Genomic DNA, 20645 nt, shown 5'->3' with positions numbered 1-20645 from the left:
TACTCAAGACCAGATTGAGAAATTAAAGCACGATAGGGAAGATATAAAACTTACTGACACGGCTTTTGAAAAGTATAGCCGCTATGAAATTAGCCTTTTGACCCCCAGGGATTTTTGCTTCCAAATGGCACCCTTGGATGTTTAACGGAAAATGCTTGGTTCGATATTTCCAGGAAAATTGATTTTTGCAGATGGAAAGCATCGAACCGTAGAAATGAGCCTAGCTTTCTCACTTATTTATAAGAAACGAGCGCTTTACAAAATGAAAAAACCGGAAACGCCTTCATTTTTGAAAATGTTTCCGGAGATATGCCGATGACCGGACTCGAACCAGCACTTAGTTGCCTAAAGTAGATTTTGAGTCTACCGCGTCTACCATTTCGCCACATCGGCTAAAAAAATTAAAAATGATCATAATTCTTGTTAACCTAAAACTGCAAGTAAAAAAGGTAAAAACTATTCCAACAGCAATCCTATTCTTTCGGTCGCTCTTAAGCTGGCTAACCTCTCATTTACTTCTTAGTTTTTTATGCTGCAATCGCGAACCTTTGAGGTTGCGAATATTCAATATCTAATTGCTCTATAGCTAATTGGTTAGTGATTAATTGGCGCCAAACCCAACGCAAAGGTCCAAAAACTGAAGCATAGGGCCTAGAATCGTAAAGGCCAAATAGCCCTCGATTAATAAAAAGTAAGGAAATAAAAAAGATAAAGGGAATGATGCCAACAAATCTTTGCATTTTTAAAGATAAACTTGGTTTAGGAGTAGCTTTGCAAAGAATAGCAATTTTTCTGCAAAACAACATTTTATTATGGATAGTATACTGTGCAGTAAAGCGTTGGTTTACAGTTTTTTCTACTGAGCAAATGACTTGATAATTTTTTCCGATATAACACTGTCCAAACGTAGGAACTTTATCTTCACTATGATGGAAATTATACATATGAGGACGGTGCTGAGGTAGCTCTGTTTTAAGCTGATCCCATTTTTTTCCATAGGTTGCCGATATGCCTGGAGCATTGAAAGAAAAGGCCCCATGAACTAAGCTAGGATTATCTATCGCTGTATAGCGTGCAAGAGCGCCGCCTAGACTATGACCTGTTACCAACGCATTTTTATTCTGTTCTAACCATTGAGTGATGTTTCTCTTGCCACTTGCATAAGCAATATAACCTACCCCACGAGGATCAAAGTCGGCAGCTAATGTGGCTAAAAACCCTCTTCGCGATAGACCAATGCGGGTTCCCGAAAAAGCCAAAATAGGTGGAGCCTTTTCATTTTCATCTACCGGCTTGAAACCGTAAGCACACATTCCCATCCATAGAGGGATTTCACTTGCTTCATACTCTATCATGCGACCCTCACAAGGAATTTGAAACCGTTCCCCCTCTTTAGGATTAAAGTAGGCTAATTGCTTGCCTACTAATTCTAGGGAAATAAGCTTATCTAATTCGATATTGGGATCTTTCTTAAAAACCACTTTGTTAATAAGGTTTATTTTGTAAGCTTGATCGAATAGTTTTTGAAGGTTAGCTTTTACTTTAGGTTCCCAATGTTTGTCAGCAATACTTGAAGAAAAGATGGTGAGCCAAGTCATTGTTTTAGAAATCACAGGCTTAGCAGGTTTTACAAAGCCCAAAGACTCAAACTCGAATCTTATCTTCCCTAAAAGTTCATTATAATTTTCCAACACCTGGCAGGCCAATATAGAACTTAAATTTTTTTGCTGCCCGCTTTTTATTCCGGCTTTATGAAAAGCATATCTTTTTAAAATTTTAGCAGCAGATGGAGAAAGCTCAACCTTAAGCTCAGCCTTTAAATAAACATCCAAACTTTTTGACAGCGTTTTTTTATCTAAAACTGAAGACTTTAATTCACATTTAAGATAGGTTTCGGAAAATTGCGTCCATGAAAAAAGATTTAACATACAATAGCACTCATTTTATTTTTAAAAAAATAAATTAAGCGTTATTTTAGTTATAATTATTTAAATTCAGAATAAATTAATATTAATTTATTATTAAGACATTAAATCTTGAATAAAACATTTTTCCAAAAAAGGTTTTATTTCTAAAGTATTTTTAAACTGATAGTATTGCTCTAAAAGCTCCGCGTAATGAGCTTTGCTGTTTGATTGCCGAATCGCACGAATTAATAGATTTTTGGGAGTGTGTTCCATGTCTATAAATTCGATAACTTGCGTCTTGTAGCCTAAAATTTCTAATAGCTTGGCGCGTGCTGCCTCAGTCACTAAAGCAGAAAAACGTTCTTTTAATATGCCATGGGATAAAAGAGGCTCTAAGCTTTCACATTGCACCTGTTTATATAACTCATGTTGACAGCAAGGAACTACCATAATTACTTGCGCCTGCCAGCGCACGGCTTTTTCTAAGGCTGCATCGGTAGCTGTATCGCAAGCATGTAAGGAGACCATTAAATCTATAGATTCATTTGCCGTATAAGCATTGATATCCCCTTGTATAAAACGCAGATGAGTAAATCCTAATTTATGGGCTAAATTTTGGCATTGGACTACAACATCAGCTTTTAAATCTAATCCTGTAATTTGCACCTTGTACTTGAGTTGAAAATGTAAATAATAATAGAGTGCAAAAGTTAGATAAGCTTTGCCACATCCAAAATCAACGATTTGCAAAGTTTTATCCTTAGCAAAATAAGGCACAATATCCTGGACCATTTCCAAAAAACGATTGATTTGACAAAATTTATCGCGTTTTCCCGGCAAAACTTTTCCCAAGTTAGAGATCACACCTAGTTCTTGCAAGAAAAGAATGGGCTCATTTTCCTTAAGAAGATAATTTTTTGAACGGTTGTGGGTGGGTAAAGGAGTAGCTTTTTTACTGGCAGGCTTAAAAAGGACAGTGGCCTCGCCTTTTTTACTAATAAGTATTTGATAATCTTTAGAGGCGGTACAAAAAAGAGCTTGCTTATAATGTTTTAAAGCCTCAAGAATTTTTTCTGTTCCTTCTTCTACCGAATAATTTTTATGGATAACCTTTTGATTTTGCTGATGGCTAAATTGCAATCTCCAATTATTTTTAATAGAAACAGGGCGAATGGTAATTTTCTGAGAAGAAATCTTATCTCGCGGAGAACTTAATATGGCCTGTAAAAAGCTATTTTCTTGCAAAAGCTCTTGAATTAAAAAATTTATTTTATCTAACTGCATAATAGCTTAAATAATAAAGAATTTAGAATTTGAAAATAAGTCTTTTGTTTGCTTAAATTGTTTTTTTTATTACTCTGCTCTGTTAAATGAGAGGGTTTCCATGACACAAGAATTTTTAAAGAAAATCGATCATCAAATTCAAGATAAACATTTGCTTAACCATCCTTTTTATCAAGCATGGAGCCGAGGAGAGCTATCTAAAGAGTGTTTAGTAGAATATGCCAAAGAATATTATCATCATGTAAAAGCATTTCCTCGTTACCTTTCTGCTCTTCATTCTCACACAGAAGATGCCGACACAAGGCGCCACCTTCTTAATAATCTAATTGAAGAGGAAGCAGGTTTACCTAACCATCCTGATTTATGGAAGAGCTTTACACAACAATTAGGTGCTAGCCCTGAAGAAATAGAGGCCCATCACCCCTCTCCAAGTATGCAAGCAATAATTCATACATTTATGGAAAGCTGCAAAAACTCTAGCACCGCCGAAGGAATTGCTTGTTTGTATGCTTATGAGAGCCAAATACCCTCTATATGCCTTTCAAAAATTAAAGGTTTAAAAGAACATTACGGCATGCAAGAACCCGACCATTGGAAATATTTTTCAGTACACATAGAAGCTGATAAAGAACATGCTGCTGTAGAAAGGAAGCTACTGGGAAGCTATGCAAATAAAAGTAATGAAGCTTTAATCGCCACCTCTGTCGAACGTACTCTCCTTGTTCTATGGAATTTTTTATCTAGTTTATGCACGCGCTACCAGCTGGCTTGCTCAACAAGTAAATCCCTTTAAAATTTAAATAAAAATATTAACAGGAAAAGTTTAATGAAAGATTCTATCATTCAATCAGCACTACGTGCCTTTCTAATTGCTTTATGTACCGTAATAGGAGGCTGCCTAGCCATTTTACTGATCATTTTTGGCATGAGTGCTTTTACTACCTCTACCTCTACCGAACCCACAAAGGATTTTAATATTGAAGTTTTAGCTAACGCTGAAGGAAAAAGAGAAACGCTCTCTAACCAACCTGTCATTTTAAAAATTAATATTAACGGGATTGTGGGCTTAGATAAATTAGATCAACATCATATTAGTCAAATGTTGATTCAATCACGTGAAGGTATCCTTAAGAACAATCTGGTTAAAGGCATCTTACTGCACATACAAACACCAGGTGGGACGGTAACTGATGCGGATGGGATCTATCGGGCGCTTAAAGCTTACAAACATCAATATAATGTTCCTATCTATGCATTTGTGGATGGCATGTGCGCCTCAGGAGGCATGTATATTGCAGCAGCTGCAGATAGGGTTCTTGCAACTGATACGAGCATTATCGGTAGCATTGGCGTAATAGCTCCTTCCGTCCTCAATATTTCGCAACTTCTTGAGAAGCTAGGGATTCACTCCTTAACTCTTTATGCTGGTAAGGGTAAAGATGGCTTAAATCCTTTACGGCCATGGCATGCAGGTGAAGAGGACAATTATAAAGAACTTATCGATTACTATTATAACGAATTTGTAAATATCATGACCACTAACCGCCCCCAGTTGGATAAAGCCAAGCTGATTCAGGAGTATGGAGCCAAAATTTTTCCTGCTCAGCAAGCTAAGGAATTAGGCTATATCGATGAAAGCGGCGTAACTTTAAACGAAGCTATTTCCCAGCTTGCTAAGCAAATGAGTATTGAAGCTCAGAACTATCGTGTAGTTCAAATGCAAAAAGAGACATGGATTAGCGAAATTTTTAAAACGCAATTAAAAGCTTGGAATGGTCCTATAAAACATGAATTGCAAATTTCACCTGCCTATGATCCTAAATTATTAGGCCAATTTCAATACATGTTTCGTCCTTAAAGCCCTTATACCTAAGTAATTTAAGTGGCCATTTGCTTCAGATAAAATTTAAATGCAAAATTAATTGGATGTTAAGGAATCTCCTAAGCTCCACTTAAAGTTTGCATTTAAATTCAAAACCCCTCTCATCTAAAATAATAGTTAAAGGTCTTAAAAAGGTTTGTGATGAACGACATTTATATCATTGATGCATCGGGCTATATCTATCGCTCTTATTTTGCTATTCGAAATATTACAAATCACCAAGGAGAATCCACTAATGCCTTATTTGGCTTTATCCGTTCGGTCTCAAAGCTAATTATTGATTTTAAGCCTTATCATTTAGTAGCCGTATTTGATGGCCCTCGCAGCATCAATGCACGAGCCAGTATCTATGCAGACTATAAAGCTCATCGACCAGATATGCCTCCTGACCTTCTTTATCAAATCCAATGGGCAAGAGAATACTGTGCGCTACGAGGCATCCCTATTTTAAATATTCCTGAAGTAGAGGCTGATGATACAATGGGCAGTATTGCAGTATGGGCCTCTCAACAACAACAAGCCAAGGCCTATATTTGCACAAGCGATAAAGATATGTGCCAGCTAGTAAATGATCAAGTCTTTATCCTTAATACTTTTAAAGATAATCTAATCATGGGAGCCAAAGAAATTGAAGCAGCTTATGGAGTGCCTCCCCATAAAATTATTGATTTTTTAGCTATAACAGGTGATGCCTCTGATAATATTCCGGGCCTTTCAGGATTTGGCCCCAAAACTGCCTCAGCACTTTTACAGCAATTTGGCTCGTTGGAATACATCTTGGCCCACCCAGAAGAAATTCCCGGTAAAAAAAAGCAAGAAATCATCATTCAAGAAGCTGAAAAAGCTCTTCTTAGCAAGCAACTTGTTACAGTTAACACACATGTAAATATCCCGCGCGAAGAGAGCTTCTATCGCTTGATTCCCTGCCAAAAAGAGCAGCTAAAAAGCTTTTACATCAGTAAAAACTTTAACTCTTTACTTAAAGAATTAGAAAAAGAAATACCCTCCTCGAATCCTCTTGGATTAAGTGCAAACGAAGAACAAGTATCTTATCAGTGTGTAGATGATGAAGAGAGCTTAAGCGCTCTTGTAGATGAACTCATGCTTCAAAAGGAAATCTGCTTTGACACAGAAACGACATCGATACATGCCTTAAAAGCAGAACTAATAGGCATAGGTCTATGCTACCAACCTTTACAAGCATGGTATGTGCCTGTCAATGGTCAGCTGGGCCTTGAAAAAGTAGTTCAGACTTTAAAACCTCTTTTTGAAAATTCTTCTATTGGCTTTTATGGCCACAATGTTAAATACGACCTCCATGTATTGAGCCTTTACGGCATTCAAGTGGCCAACATAACCTTTGATACTATCTTGGCCTCTTATTTGCTTAACTCGCATAGGCGCCAACATTCTCTTGATACCCTTTCTTTAGAATATTTTGGTAAGGTGAAGATAGCCATCCATTCATTAATCGGGAAAGGCAAAAAAGCAATTTCCATGCGTGAAGTGCCGATTGAACAGGTCTTTGCCTATTGCTGTGAAGATGTAGATTTCACATGCCGTCTTAAGAAAGTATTGAAAAAGCAGCTGCAGGAAAGAAAATTATATTCTTTATTAGATAATATTGAGCTACCCCTTCTTAAAGTTTTGCTAGAGATGGAACGTCAAGGAATTTATTTAGACAAAGAATTTTTAAAGAATCTTTCCATAAAGGTTACTGCGCAAATTAGGGTGCTTGAAAAAGAAATTTATTTAATGGCAGGAGAGGAATTTAATTTAAACTCTCCTAAACAAATGAGCGATATTCTTTTTAACAAGCTAGGCATACAGCCTCCCAAAAAGACTGCCACAGGCAATTCTACCAGTGCCGAAGTTTTAGAATTTCTTCAACATCAATACCCTATTGCTAGTAAATTGATGGAATATCGCATGCTAGAAAAGCTGCGCTCCACCTATGTAGAAACTCTACCCTTAGAAGTTAACCCTAAAACTCATCGCATCCATTGTACCTTTAATCAATCTGTAGCTGCTACAGGCAGGCTATCCTGCCAAGATCCTAACCTGCAAAATATTCCTGTGCGCACCGAGTGGGGCATTCAAATAAGGCAAGCATTCCGCCCTGAAAAATCAGGGTGGAGCTTCTTGGCTGCAGATTATTCGCAGATTGAACTGCGTCTTCTCGCTCATCTAAGTGAAGACCCTACCCTTCTGGAAGCTTTTCAAAGCAATCAAGATATTCATCTAAGAACCGCTGCAGCAATTTTTAATGTCCCCCTGGAACAAGTGACAAAAGAGATGAGATATCAAGCTAAAACAGTAAATTTTGGAGTCATTTACGGCCAAGGCCCTTTTGGGCTTTCCCAAACATTAGGGATTGATGTCAAAGATGCTAAGCTTTTTATTGAGATGTATTTTAAACAATATAGCAAGGTTAAAGAATACCTAGAATCCGTTAAAGAATCGGTACGTAAATTAGGAAAAGCAGTCACTCTTACGGGCCGCGAAAGGCTTATTCCAGAAATTAATAGTAAAAATATGCAGATCCGGGCCGCAGCAGAACGGCTTGCTGTCAATGCACCTATCCAAGGTACGGCAGCCGATCTGATCAAACTAGCTATGATACAAATTAATGAAAGACTTCACAAAGAAAGAAAATTAGGCTACATGGTTATACAAATTCATGATGAATTAATTTTTGAGCTTCCTGATTTTGAAATTCTCTCTATAGAGCCCATGGTGCGGGAGATCATGCAAAATGTTTTTAAATTAAAAGTTCCTTTGATTGTAGATATCAGTATTGGCAAAAATTGGAAAGAATGTTAGCATTGTCTAAAGTTGCCGTAACGGGCGGTCTTTCGTGTGGCAAGACATCAGTCTGTCATTTCTTTAAGAGGTTTGGCGCTTACGTGGTAAGTGCAGACGATATTGTGCACCGACTGCTTTCCCCTACCACGAATCTCGGTCAGCGCGTTATTCTACTAATTGGCAGCGATATAGTCATAAATAATCAAATCGATCGTTCTAAAATTTCACAAAAGGTATTCAAACAACCCTTATTACTTAAATCTCTTGAAAACATCCTACATCCTGCAGTTCAAGAGGAAATTAAGAAACACTATGATTTAGCTAATCAACAAGAAAACAGAAAAAAGTTATTTGTAGCTGAAATTCCCTTGCTTTTTGAAGCTAGGCTAGAGAATTTCTATGATACGGTGATTAGTGTCGTAGCTGATTTAGACAAAAGTAAAAAGCGTTTTCAAAAAGCTACAGGAAAAAGTATTGAAGAATATGAAAGGCGCTCAGCAAGGCAGTTGTCTATCGATGAAAAAGCTCATAGGGCTGATTATGTTATTGTCAACGATAGCAACCTATACGATTTAGAAATTGAAACAAAAAAGTTAATGAACATTTTAACCCATTAAATTTAGGAGTCTGATTCTTAAATGGATCCAGAAAACACTCATTCAGAGACGCACTACTCTACCTTTGAAGAGGGCGAAGAGAATCAACAAGAGCACCCATCTATCAACACGACAGCTATTGTTCCCCCCGGCGAAACAATTAAAATCGCTGAAATTCAGCGCATGAATATCGACCAATTAAACGCGTTCAGTAAAAAAATTGGCCTTAAACACCTAGGATCTCTTACTAAATCTCAAATGGTTTTTGAAATCGTCAAGGCGCTCTCAGAAAATCCCGCCGAGATTTTGTATGGTGAAGGCGTATTAGAAATTTTGCCTGACGGATTTGGCTTTCTGCGATCCCCCAACTATAATTATTTACCTTCTGCCGAAGACATCTACGTTTCTCCAGCGCAGATTAGGCGTTTTGATTTAAAAAAGGGTGATACCCTTTCTGGGACTATTCGGCCTCCTAAAGACAAAGAAAAATACTTTGCTCTTCTCAAAGTAGATAAAATTAATGGAAAAACTCCAGAAAAAGCTCGCGAGCGCATTCTTTTTGAGAATTTAACAGCTCTATATCCAAGCAAACGCATGGTCATGGAAACAACAAAAGATAAGCTATCCACGCGTGTTTTAGATCTTGCAGCTCCTATTGGTAAAGGCCAGCGTGGGCTAATTGTAGCCCCCCCTCGTACAGGTAAGACGATTATTCTTCAAAATATTGCTAATGCTATAGCTGTTAACAATCCGGAAGTCATTGTTATCGTCCTCATGATCGGCGAAAGACCTGAGGAAGTAACAGACATGCAGAGAATTGTTAAGGGAGAAGTCGTTTCTTCAACTTTTGATGAGCCCCCTGAAAGACACGTGCAAGTAGCAGAAATGGTTATCGAAAAAGCAAGGAGATTAGTTGAGCATGGCAATGACGTCGTTGTTCTGCTAGACTCTATCACAAGACTCGCCCGTGCCTATAATACTATAGAACCTCATTCAGGGAAAATTTTGACAGGTGGTGTAGATGCTAATGCTTTACATAAACCTAAACGTTTCTTTGGCGCCGCAAGGAATATTGAGCAGGGAGGTTCACTGACAATTATTGCCACCGCATTAATTGATACAGGATCCCGTATGGATGAGGTTATTTTTGAAGAATTTAAAGGTACAGGCAATATGGAGCTAGTGCTTGATCGACGTTTAGCTGAGCGACGTATTTATCCAGCGATTGATATTATTAAGAGTGGAACTCGTAAGGAAGAGCTTCTTTACCATCCTAACGAATTAGAAAAGGTTTATTTACTACGACAAGCCGTTGCTGATCTAGCACCCAACGATGCGATGAATCTAGTGTTAGGCCGCCTGAAAAAAACTAATAGCAATGTGGAATTTTTATTATCTATGAAAGAATAAGTGATTTAAGCTACTTGTTTATTTAATTAATTTAGGTAAGCAAAAATATCTTTATTTTTTAAGTCGAACACATACAGAAAATAGGATGCAACATGCGCAAAATTCAACTCCTCGTCATTTCTTTAATCCTTCTAGGTGGAGGATGGTGGCTCTGGTCTAATAAGGGAGATGTAAAAAATATAGTGACTCGCTATGTAGAAAATGGTGAATTTCAAACACTAGAGGCGCGCTATACTCCCCAACAAATTATGGACGCTCATTCTCGCGAGCTTCTAGGGGATACTAGCTATCAATATAAAGAACCCCAGTATAAATATCATCCTTACTTACTGATGGAAGTTAAATTTACCGCCGATAAAAAAACCCGCGAAGGGGTAATTTTATGGAGCTTAACAGATGGAGAAATGGTTCTAAATACCGAGACATGGGAAAGGACTCATGGCTTTGAAGATGCTATCAATGCACAAGCCACACGTGAAGAATTTAAAATACTTAACGCTCTAGCCAAATTTAATGGCATTCGCACTAAAGAAGATTTGCTAGCAGATTTACAACTAGAAGCGGATGTAGTAAATCCATGGATTGAAAGTGCTATCCAAAAGCAGTTAATCACACGTAAAGGTAACCTTTTGCAACTGCATTTTGAAAACCCTAAAATTCTTGTGACTCCCCAAACAAAGTTTAATAGGATGTTGGTTTCTAAACCTTACAACTATTCTCAACGTGTTTCTGAAAAGTATACCCCTTCTCAAATCGAAAGGGTTGCTAAATGTGCTTTTGGCCATGATTTCAGCATTCGTCACATCACTGAAGTATATCTACCTGTGTATGCCATCCAGGTGGAAAATCCCGATGGTTCGCTTACCATCACCCATTGGAATGCTGTAACCGGCCAGATGATAAACCCTAAGTACTTTAAAAATGGCCAAGAAAAAATTAAACCAGCCGGGTAACAGCAGCAGGCGCACTCTTTGAAAATATACCTGGCCTGTTGGATCGTTAAGAAACAATCTAAACAACGCGAAATATTTTTATAGTTTTTGCCTGATCAATAAGATATTTAGGTTTATTACAGCCCCTTCATGAGAGAGGATCATATTTGCTTATCACCTCAAATTCTATCCTCTCTTTTTAAGCAACCTTTCAATAAAAATAGATTGAATGGTTAGCTGCTAATCTAGACTTTCTACCCGCCCCGGAAATTTAGAAGCCTAGCGAGACTGGCAATTCTCAATTCTTGCTAATGTTTTTACTCGCCTTGCCTCACCTTACCACATTAAGCAAAGCCTAAATTTTTTATTTCTATTTCTCTATGATCAGCTATGATGTTGGATAGTTGAGAGAGCCGATTATACTTTTTAAAGAAACTATGTCTAAATAACCAAAAAAGAAATTAACCTTTTTCCAGGCTAACTCTACCAGTAAAAACAAGCTTTTTATCAATAATATGATTACATAAAAAGTTGCTCGAAAGTGTATTACATTTTCATTGGTAACTCTTTTTCTTAAGAAGATTTAATTAGCTTTTTTCTCCCTATAGCTAGAGGGTTTTCTTAATCTTTTTCTTAAGCCTTTGTGCTTGGATACGTAGCTCTTTTAATCTTGACAGCCTTAAGATCTGTTAACACTTTTGTTTGCAGCTTCATCTAACGGGAGATTTTTTTAAGTTTTTTTTAAATCGACTATAAGGCTTAAGATCTAGCACTGGGTTTAACTCCCATATCTTCCCAAAAATCGTCCATGGATTTGTAAACCATTCCGCCACCCTCATCAAGTTCTTTCATAGCTGCAAGGGTCTCCTTGTTGGGCGTACGAGGAAAATCCTTTCTAAGATAAGAAAGCACTAATTCACTAAGATTCAAATGAGCCTTAGCGGCTAAAATTTTGATGTACGCCCTTTCATCAGGGGTACACTCTATAGTCATTTTGACTTTATCATGATTGGTATGAGAATGAGCACCCATATACACCTCCTGGGTTACCCCCTTATTTTGCCCTTTCCTCAGCCTTCTTGTAAACGCAATACACTCAGGAAATCCTAACAAATAAAGACCCCTCATAAAGGCGAATGAGATCCATAGATGGCCACCTTACCTCTTACTGAACACAGGTATGTTCCCCATTTTTCGCTCTACTTTCCCCTTTTCATCTCCCTCTATTTGGTTACTTTGCCGGAGAAAAGGCTAGTTTGTTAATGGACTCAGTGTAGATGAGCTACTTTACCTTCCTTAGCAAAATTATAATTTGGAATTCTAAAAGCCCATCGAGTAAAATATTTTTTTAAATCTAAATAATGAGATTAAGAGATAGGCAAATAGATATGCAAAACGCTGACTATTCAAGATGGATAGCTTAGTAGATATGAGAAGATAGGGTGAGTTGGCTTTATGGATCAGGCAGCAGGCCACAAGGCAAAGAATAAGCATTTAACATATAGACGAGCTGTTAAATGCACAATTTTAAATGAATTGAACTTTGTAAGCCGCGCTCTTTACCTATATTCTGAATATTTTAAAGACAACCCGCTAGATCATTTATTAGGCAGGCACCTGCTCCCTGGCCAGATTGGCAAGAATGTTTTTAATTAGAACACTTGATAAGATATTTGGAATAGGAGTGATTAAGCTTTTTACTAGGATAACTTTGCAAACGATTAAAGTGCTTGGCATCCAAATAAAAACCTACATTTAGGGGCGACAAGTTTTCATCCAGAGGAAAGCAAGGAGAGTTATTTAGCATAAGAGAGAATCATGCATTCGTCTAGCCTAAGATTAACAGTCGCCATCTTAAGAATAGATTTCAAGCAAGCTGCCTTGCAGGTTATCAGCTTCAAAAAAGAAAATATCTCTTTATACATACATGCTGCCAATGGCATTAACAGCGATAAAACAGCTTCTACTATTAGCAAACACCCCTACTAAGAAGCTTTAGCCAGGCAAAAGAGAATTGCTATACAGTAATAGACAATACTCTTTGTATACGCCGGACATCTTACAGACGCCTTAAAAAAAGCACAGAGCTTATTTGCCATGCCTCTGCTCATGCAGATTACTATCATATTAATAAAACAAAATATTTATAGATTATTTTAATTGCTAAAAGATCTTAATAATCGATAGTCCCTAACACCCTACCCTGCCTTGCAGGTGTAGTTTAAAGCATTTATTAACTAAACTTCAGAGATGGCTATCTTAGGTGACTCAAAGCGGCGCCTTGCTCCTCGAAAAACACCTTTGGCTTGATGATTTAAGGTCGCATCCAGTTCAAGCATAATTTTCACGCCTTTATCTACATGATCGATCGTATAATCTTGATAAACTTTTTCGGAGCTTTGTTTAGTTTTCACTCCATCTTTACCTAAAGGCAGATCGGAAATAAGCAGAAGCGCCCCAAGGGGAAGCTTATGGTAATAGCTAGCCATAAAAAGGGTGGCACATTCCATTTCTATCGCTTGTGGACGTGTTTTTTCTAAACGGCTTTTAAAGTTTTCGTTAAACTCCCAAAAACGCTTGTTCGTAGTATGGGTAATGCCAATGTGATAAGTGGAATTTTGTTGATCAAGAACATTACTTACACATTTTTGTACAAGAAAATTAGCCATCGAAGGCACCTCTTGCGGAAAATAAAAGTCCGAGGTTCCTTCTCCTCTTATACCTGCCACCGGCACGAAGTAATCTCCAATCTTATGATGCTTTCTCAAGCCTCCACACATACCTAGTAGCAAAGCGGCACGAATAGGCAAAAAAGCACAAAGATCGATGATAAGGGCTGCTGCTGCAGACCCTATTTTGAAATCCAAGATACTTACTTTTTCCTCTGGGGAGTGAGCTACAGAAAACATAGATCCCTCTAGGATAGGTAGATTTCGATCATTGGCAAATTGCCTAACATAGCGAGGGAAATTAGTAAGCAGCAGATAAGGCTGAAAATCTTGCACGGTCGAGCCTGAATAACGCTCTAAAGTATCTGTAGCAATCTTTTCTTCCAAGGGATTTACATTGAAGTTATAAGTGCAATCTTCTTCCATTAAATTTACCTTATTTATTAGTGTCATTTCTCAACTTCTAACACCTAGAAGTTGCGCATAAAGAGCCAAGGAGCAATTTTTCAGCTACTTAAAAAAAAGAATAGTAACCATTAAAAAAAAGACTTTAAAAAAAGCAATCTAGTCCAGGTCCCATCCTTTTCTCAAGCCTTCTTTCTCTATATTTCTTAGAGAAAGGAAGGAATAGGGCCTGTGGCAAATTATTTACCGGCCTTTTTCTTTTTTAAAATCTTTTTGGTTTCTCATCCTCTTCTTCGATAAAAAATGCATTTATCATGGTTGGAAAAAAAGTGCTACCTTTTTATACAAAAAGAATATTAATCTTCTCTTAAATTTTTAATCCACAGCCCATGAGGGAGACTCATTATCTTGCGAATATAAGAGGGAAATATTTCCCTATTTTTCTAAGTAGGTTTTGACAAAAGCTCCTTTTCTACATATTTCTTGCTACTGTATATCGCACATCCTGTTCCGCAAAGGCAAAAAAAACCTCCTACTATCAAGGGTAAATAGGAATTAGCAATAAATCCTAGATAACCCCCTAAAAAAGGTCCTACACATCCTCTAAGGCCCACCAGCACTACATTGATGCCTGTAAAGGCTGCACTATTTTCTTTCCGAGCAAACTTAGGCCCTGATAGATTCCAACACATCTCGCTGCCTGCCTGCATAGTTCCATAGACAAAATAAGCCACGTACACCCATATCCAATGTAAGCTAGCTGTTATCAAGAATATAGGGAATAAAGTAGCTAAAAAACAAATCAAAAAAGTTAAAATATAAATGTTTATCTTATTAAAAAATGACGCCCATATACGGGTAGTCAACGCAAAGCCTATCCCTTTGCAAACAGAGATAGCAATGACTAATTCAGTGTAGGAAAGGTGTAGCACTTCTAACGTAAAAACAGGTAACGCTGGCTGCATAATCATAAGCCCTAGCCCTCCACACATAAAGATCAGTTGAAAGTGGGCAAAATCTGGGCGTGCTCTCATTAGCTTTATAAAATTTCTCCATGGCTGCACCAGGGTATCTTTTAAATTCTGTTTATCATTTAGATGAGGAGGCTCCTCTTTAGGCAGGGGGATAGTAACCAATAAAAAATTGCTCAATAAACTTATCGCTGCTGCTATAAAAAATCCCCAGCGCCAAATGCCAGGACTATTATCCATCCATCGTGAGATAAATAAAGGAAAAAAAAGGCTGGTTAAATAATTAATTGAAGAGCCCACGGAAAAGATTTTACTTCTTGCTTCGGTATGAATTTTAATTTTTAGGATTTCCATCCATGCAGGTATAATGGCTCTGCTGGCCATCATATAAACAGCGAAAGCGAAGATATAAAACCAATTATTATCGATAAAGGGGAAGAAAAAACAGGGCAGAAGCCCTATCACACTCGCACATCCTATACTCTTCTTCAGTAAGTCATGCCTTTTTTCTACGAAAGAGTTCCAATAGAATGAAGCAATGGCTACTACAGGCTTAGAACTAATGAGCAAGGTGATCTGTAAAGGCGAGGCATGCAAATCTTTATAAAAGATAAAGACTAGCAAAGTATACATCGCCCATAGGGGAGCATTTAAGAGGTGGCTCCCTATAAAGACATAACGTGTGTTTTGGCAAACTTTCATAGCAAAAAATTGTATAAATTATTTTCTGAAAATACAATAAAAAACAGGGAAGGCTTTTAATAATTTAAGCCTCTAGCAGCACAATCTTTTATTAAATTATTTTAATTAATAAAAAAAAACTGTAGCTTCTCTAACATCTACCAAGCTAATTTATCGTAACTTCCTCCTTTAAGATGTTTGGGTTATATTACCTAAATATGTTACACTACTATTCATTTTAAACTAAACAATTACTGGAAAGATGTGAGCCCCTTAGAAAATAAAGTAGACCTGCAAGCTGAGATTTTTAAACGCCGGACATTTGCCATTATCAGCCATCCTGATGCTGGCAAAACTACCCTGACAGAAAAGCTATTGCTTTATTCTGGTATGCTTCATACCGCAGGAATTGTACGAGGGCGTAAAGGACGCAAAGCTGCCGCTTCCGATTGGATGGCTATGGAACAAGAACGAGGGATTTCTATTACCTCCTCGGCCATGCAGTTTCCTTACAAAGAGACATTGATTAATATTTTAGATACTCCTGGTCACGAAGATTTTTCTGAAGACACTTATAGAACTCTCACAGCTGCTGACTGTGCTATTATGGTCATTGATGCTGCTAAAGGGGTTGAGAAACAAACGCGTAAGCTTTTCGAAGTGTGCCGACTTCGCAAAATTCCAGTTTTGACCTTTATTAATAAAATGGACATGCCTGGACGCGATCCTCTCGACCTTATGAATGAAGTAGAGAATGTGCTAGGTATTCAATCTACAGCTTTTAATTGGCCGATTGGCTGCGGAGCTTCTTTTAAGGGCGTATACGATCGATTAGAAAAGCAGGTGCTTCTTTTTGCAAAAACCTCGGTAGGTGGCGCACAAAAAGCTGAAATTGCTCGTTATCCAATTAATAGCCCTGAAATCATTCTGCTCATGGGAGAAGAAGCCCACCATAGTTTAATGCAAGAGCTAGAATTATTAGAAATGGCTGGTAACCCTTTTGATTATAAGCATTTTCTAGCAGGTAACGTGACTCCCGTATTTTTTGCATCAGCTCTAACCAATTTTGGTGTTGAACCTTTTTGTGATGCCTTTATCCATCTTGCCCCGCCTCCCCAGCCTCGCCTAGTTAACTTAAACAATGGAGAAGAAAAAACGCTCGACCCTGTGGAAGCACCGTTCAGTGCCTATGTTTTTAAAATACAAGCTAACATGGATAAAAAACATCGTGATAGCATGGCTTTTTTAAGGATTTGCTCGGGTAAATTTGAACGCGACATGCTTGTTAAGCATCATCGTACAGCTAAAGAAGTGCGCCTTTCGCGCCCTCATGGCATGCTAGCTGGAGAACGTACCATTGTGGATACGGGCTATGCTGGCGATGTAATCGGTGTAATTAACCCAGGTGTATTTTCCGTAGGCGATACCATTTCGACTAAGGGTGGTTTCAACTTCAAACCCATTCCGCATTTTCAACCCGAAATTTTTGCGCATGTTTCTCCCAAAGATGTGGGCAAGCGTAAATCCTTTGATAAAGGTGTTTACCAATTAACAGAAGAAGGAGCCATACAGCTGCTTAAACCTTACGAATATGGCGCTGAGCTAATCTTTGCTGCTGTAGGGCAGCTCCAGTTCGAAGTGATGCAATACCGCTTAAAGGATGAATATGGTGTCGACACAGCAGTCTCTTCCTTACCCTACAAATGCAGTGCTTGGCTACTAGGTGATATTAAAACTTTTCAAAAACCTAGTAACAGCTTAATCGTCCAAGACCGTTACAATCGGCCGATTGCTTTATTTACTGAGCCATGGGAAAAGCAGTATGCTGTTAAACAAAATCTTGAGCATCAGCTGGTAGATATCCTTTGATAAAAAGCTTTTTTTAAAGTTTTCATTAACTTTTTTGCTAAAACACCTAACTTTTATCGGTGTTAAAAGCGTAACAAGCATAACTTTGCTTAACCCTGTCTCCTCAACCTTCAAAGGCTAAGCTTTATTACAATAAACTTTAAATGAACTAACTTATGGATTGTTTCTTAAAAAATTAAAGGCCTATCTAAACGCTTTAATTTTCCTCGGCTGCTCTTTCTATTGTTTGAAGAATCTGCTTAGGGAGACCAGAAATCTTTTGAGGCTTAACCCTAGCGGCTAGTCGAGGTTTGTATTGATGGGAATAATTTTCAGTATCAGACTCATTTTGCTGATTGCCTAAAAGTAGTTTATTATAAGTGTTTTGCTTTTCCATCTGCTCGGAAAGAGCTAAAATTTGATCCCGCAGAGTTAACAGCTCAATGTTATCAGCGCCTGCCAAGCGAGCCAAATTTTTTAGCCTCTCTTGATCGCTTTCAAAATCAGCATGCTCGGGATGAAGGTCTTTTAACTTATTGATTTCCTGCACCATTGCACCTCTGAAAGCTTGCATAGAAGTTAGAAGGGGCTCTCTACTATTCATGATCACTTGAAAAGCTGGAGCATTTTGCGCCATAATAGCATACTGCTCTTCTTCCATATTGGCTAGCAACTCACGCAAAACATTTACGAGAGCGCTCATGGCCATTTTTAATGCTTCGTCTATCATCTTTACCTCATTAAGCTCATCACGTATAATATCATTTTTTCTATTGGAAAAATGCATATTTTATTAGGTTTTATGTATTCAATTGATTTTAAAAGACTTAAAGAATGGTTCTTATCTGAGAAACGCTCTCTTCCTTGGCGTCATCAGCCATCTCCTTATGCTGTCTGGGTATCGGAAGTCATGTTGCAGCAAACACAAGTCTCCGTAGTTATTCCTTACTTCCATCGATGGATGCAGCGCTTTCCCTCTATAGCTTCCCTTGCTGAAGCAGACCTTGATGAGGTCATCAAATTATGGGAAGGCTTAGGATATTATTCCAGAGCAAGAAGCTTACATCAAGCTGCTCAATATGTTGTAAATCATCATCAAGGACAACTGCCTTCTAATGAAGAGGAATTAAAAAAAATAAAAGGATTAGGCCCTTATACCGTGGGGGCCATCTTAAGTTTTGCTTTTCGTCAACGTGCTGCAGCTGTTGATGGCAATGTGATTCGCGTCTTATCCCGTTATTTTGAAATTAAAGAGGATTTTGCTAAAAACAAAGCTGTGAATAATTTACGTAAAATTGCTCTAAAAATCCTTCCTGAGGATGAGGCTTGGATTCAAAATGAAGCTCTCATTGAACTAGGGGCAACAATATGTAAAAAAAAGCCTAAATGTATGGAATGTCCTTTAAGATCTAGCTGTAAGGGCTATAGGAATGGTACAGCTCAGCAATTACCCTTTAAATCCACCAAAGTGGAAACAAGCTATCTATATCGTGCGGTCCCTATCATTATATTTGGAGATAAATTACTTGTCAAACGAGGACAGAAAGGTAAAATCATGTCCGATTTGCATGAATTTCCTTATTTTGAAACCTCTCCTTTGGGATGGAGCTATCAGCGTCTTCAAGAAGAGATATTTTTGCAATGGTCTTTAGAAACTCAATATATTAAAGAGCTTCCTCAAGTTAATCACTCTTTTACAAGATATCAAGCTAGTTTAAAGCCCGTACTCTTTCAATCTTCGTATGAAAGACCTATTAGGGATCATACTTGGCTCACTCATGAAACGCTGATGCAACTGGCCTTTTCCTCAGGTCATCGTCGTATCTTCATGGACCTAAATTTGAAAGTATGACTTTAATGTTAATTAAGCGAGCTTTTGATCATAGAGCTAGCTTATCTAATAGAAAAAACGTTTAGCTTAGATACAAGCAACAAAGAAGCTTTTACCCGATCACATTATCTAGCCTAAAATACACCTTTTTCACCCACATTTTATTCACTCCTATCTTCTATACAGACAAACTATTCTTTTTTACCTTCACTATCCAATCTTAATCTGCGGGCTCCAAGCCTCGGCAATCTCTTAATACCCCCTATATATCCATAGAATTGAGAAGAGAAAGAAGAGCAGCATGCTTAGCCTCCACTATTAAGGATAGTTAAACAAAATGTGAGAAGGCATTTTTCTTCTAAAAAAGCAGAGCCTCTACAGTTGAAAATGCTGCCTAATCTTCTCAGAGATAGTTTTAAAAGGATTTCCCGTTAAATTTAACTCATATAAAGATGGAGATAGCTTTTCTATCTCAACAGGAAGGGAGTTGAGCTGATTATGGTCTAAATGAAGCCATTTTAGCTTGGGAAGATCTCCTATATTAGGGGGAAGGCAGATAAGAAGGTTGTGGCTTAAATAAAGTTCTTCCAACTGATTCAGTTGATCGATTTCCGCAGGTAGGGAGACAAGCTTATTTTGACTTAAGCAAAGCTCTTCTAGCTGTGTTAGTAGCCATAGCTGCGCAGGAAGAGTAGCAAAATAGTTTTGGCTCAAGTTAAGACCATATAATTGAGCCAACTGGCCTATCTCTGTAGGCAGGGAGGTTAGCTGATTTCGGCTTAAGTTAAGCGTCCTCAATCGAGCTAATTGCCCTATTTCTCCAGGAAGAGACTTAAGCTGATTTTTGCTTAGATCAAGCCGCTGTAGCTGAGTCAATTGGCCTATTTCTATAGGAAGGACATCCAATCTATTATGATTTAAGCATAGCCATTCGAGCCTAAAAAGCTTTCCTATCTCTAAAGGAAAAGAGTTCAGCTGGTTTTGACTTACATCAAGCTTTTGCAAACGAGATAGCTGAGCTATTTCTTTAGGCAAAGAAGTGAGAGAGTTTTGGCTTAAATAAAATGCTTCTAAATGAGTGAGCTGCCCTATCTCGGCAGGAAGGCTTTTAAGACAATTTTGGCTTAAGTTAAAATCTTTTAGCAAAAACAGCTGGCCTATTTCCGAGGGAAGGGAATTAAGCTGGTTTAAGCTTAAATAAAGGTTTACCAATTTAAAAAGCTTTCCTATCTCTGGAGGGAGCCTACTGAGTTGGTTGTCACTTAAATCAAGCGTCCGAAGATGACAAAGCTGACCTATTTCTTCTGGTATAAAGATAAGGCGATTACGGCTTAAATAAAACCCCTCCAGCTGGGTCAATTGTCCTATTTCTTTAGGAAGAAAGGTCAGCTGATTGTAGCTTAAATTAAGAGAAGCAAGAGCAG

At 37.9% G+C, this 20645-nt stretch carries 17 protein-coding genes and 1 tRNA gene; 10 read left to right on the top strand and 8 right to left on the bottom strand.

Translation table 11 applies throughout. The features are described 5' to 3' along the window. Positions 1-310: 310 nt before the first annotated feature. The 3 genes from NEOC95_RS05275 to NEOC95_RS05265 all read right to left on the bottom strand — a co-directional run bounded on the left by NEOC95_RS05275 (position 311) and on the right by NEOC95_RS05265 (position 3191). Positions 311-393 (bottom strand) — tRNA-Leu (locus tag NEOC95_RS05275). A gap of 134 nt (positions 394-527) precedes the next feature. After that, on the bottom strand, positions 528-1928 hold the full coding sequence (locus NEOC95_RS05270) for a lipase family protein (protein ID WP_213152045.1): 1401 nt from the start codon (positions 1926-1928) through the stop codon (positions 528-530). A gap of 93 nt (positions 1929-2021) precedes the next feature. Beyond that, entirely contained in the window at positions 2022-3191 is a 1170-nt protein-coding gene (locus NEOC95_RS05265; RefSeq protein ID WP_213152043.1) for a class I SAM-dependent methyltransferase, read from the bottom strand. A gap of 100 nt (positions 3192-3291) precedes the next feature. On the opposite strand from NEOC95_RS05265, the gene NEOC95_RS05260 reads away from it, so the two are divergent. The 6 genes from NEOC95_RS05260 to NEOC95_RS05235 all read left to right on the top strand — a co-directional run bounded on the left by NEOC95_RS05260 (position 3292) and on the right by NEOC95_RS05235 (position 10837). Further along, positions 3292-3984, top strand: coding sequence for a CADD family putative folate metabolism protein (locus tag NEOC95_RS05260; RefSeq protein ID WP_213152042.1), 693 nt, complete (start codon positions 3292-3294; stop codon positions 3982-3984). A gap of 33 nt (positions 3985-4017) precedes the next feature. Continuing rightward, positions 4018-5049 (top strand): S49 family peptidase, encoded by a 1032-nt coding sequence (locus NEOC95_RS05255; protein WP_213152040.1) that lies wholly within the window; start codon positions 4018-4020, stop codon positions 5047-5049. A gap of 165 nt (positions 5050-5214) precedes the next feature. Beyond that, positions 5215-7896 (top strand): DNA polymerase I, encoded by a 2682-nt coding sequence (polA, locus tag NEOC95_RS05250; protein ID WP_213152038.1) that lies wholly within the window; start codon positions 5215-5217, stop codon positions 7894-7896. Then, on the top strand, positions 7890-8495 hold the full coding sequence (gene coaE / locus NEOC95_RS05245; RefSeq protein WP_213152036.1) for a dephospho-CoA kinase: 606 nt from the start codon (positions 7890-7892) through the stop codon (positions 8493-8495). The genes polA and coaE overlap by 7 nt, the downstream gene beginning before the upstream one ends. 162 nt (positions 8496-8657) lie before the next feature. Further along, entirely contained in the window at positions 8658-9884 is a 1227-nt protein-coding gene (gene rho, locus NEOC95_RS05240) for a transcription termination factor Rho (RefSeq protein ID WP_213152080.1), read from the top strand. A gap of 92 nt (positions 9885-9976) precedes the next feature. Then, positions 9977-10837, top strand: a complete 861-nt coding sequence (locus NEOC95_RS05235; protein WP_166154863.1) for a hypothetical protein — start codon at positions 9977-9979, stop codon at positions 10835-10837. A gap of 738 nt (positions 10838-11575) precedes the next feature. Here NEOC95_RS05235 and NEOC95_RS05230 read toward each other — a convergent pair. Next, positions 11576-11848 carry a hypothetical protein gene (locus tag NEOC95_RS05230; RefSeq protein WP_166154865.1) on the bottom strand — a complete coding sequence of 91 codons (273 nt, stop codon included), beginning with the start codon at positions 11846-11848 and terminating at the stop codon, positions 11576-11578. 423 nt (positions 11849-12271) lie between these two features. Here NEOC95_RS05230 and NEOC95_RS09845 point away from each other — a divergent pair, with 423 nt between their 5' ends. Next, positions 12272-12472: a DUF4277 domain-containing protein gene (locus NEOC95_RS09845; RefSeq protein ID WP_166154867.1), complete on the top strand. Its 201-nt coding sequence runs from the start codon at positions 12272-12274 to the stop codon at positions 12470-12472. A 162-nt stretch (positions 12473-12634) separates the two neighbouring features. Next, positions 12635-12805: a hypothetical protein gene (locus NEOC95_RS05220; protein WP_166154869.1), complete on the top strand. Its 171-nt coding sequence runs from the start codon at positions 12635-12637 to the stop codon at positions 12803-12805. A 248-nt stretch (positions 12806-13053) separates the two neighbouring features. Here the strand turns inward: NEOC95_RS05220 and NEOC95_RS05215 are convergent, their stop codons facing one another. Then, entirely contained in the window at positions 13054-13911 is an 858-nt protein-coding gene (locus tag NEOC95_RS05215; protein ID WP_166154877.1) for an AMP nucleosidase, read from the bottom strand. A 422-nt stretch (positions 13912-14333) separates the two neighbouring features. Further along, a complete protein-coding gene (locus NEOC95_RS05210; protein WP_213152033.1) occupies positions 14334-15563 on the bottom strand; it encodes an MFS transporter in 1230 nt (409 codons plus the stop codon). Between the two features lie 243 nt (positions 15564-15806). On the opposite strand from NEOC95_RS05210, the gene NEOC95_RS05205 reads away from it, so the two are divergent. Continuing rightward, positions 15807-17411 carry a peptide chain release factor 3 gene (locus NEOC95_RS05205; protein ID WP_349305253.1) on the top strand — a complete coding sequence of 535 codons (1605 nt, stop codon included), beginning with the start codon at positions 15807-15809 and terminating at the stop codon, positions 17409-17411. Between the two features lie 196 nt (positions 17412-17607). Here the strand turns inward: NEOC95_RS05205 and flgN are convergent, their stop codons facing one another. Continuing rightward, positions 17608-18177, bottom strand: coding sequence for a flagellar export chaperone FlgN (gene flgN / locus NEOC95_RS05200; RefSeq protein ID WP_213152032.1), 570 nt, complete (start codon positions 18175-18177; stop codon positions 17608-17610). A gap of 15 nt (positions 18178-18192) precedes the next feature. Between flgN and mutY the strand changes: the two genes are divergently transcribed. Further along, positions 18193-19242 carry an A/G-specific adenine glycosylase gene (gene mutY, locus NEOC95_RS05195; RefSeq protein ID WP_213152030.1) on the top strand — a complete coding sequence of 350 codons (1050 nt, stop codon included), beginning with the start codon at positions 18193-18195 and terminating at the stop codon, positions 19240-19242. A 354-nt stretch (positions 19243-19596) separates the two neighbouring features. Here the strand turns inward: mutY and NEOC95_RS05190 are convergent. Further along, positions 19597-20645, bottom strand: a 1049-nt coding sequence (locus NEOC95_RS05190) for a leucine-rich repeat domain-containing protein (protein WP_213152028.1), incomplete at its 5' end; no start/stop codon positions are given.

The sequence above is a fragment of the Neochlamydia sp. AcF95 genome (genome assembly GCF_018342455.1).
Lineage (GTDB): Bacteria > Chlamydiota > Chlamydiia > Chlamydiales > Parachlamydiaceae > Neochlamydia.
Note: the sequence above shows the minus strand (reverse complement) of the source record. Positions and strands in the feature narration are given on the sequence as shown.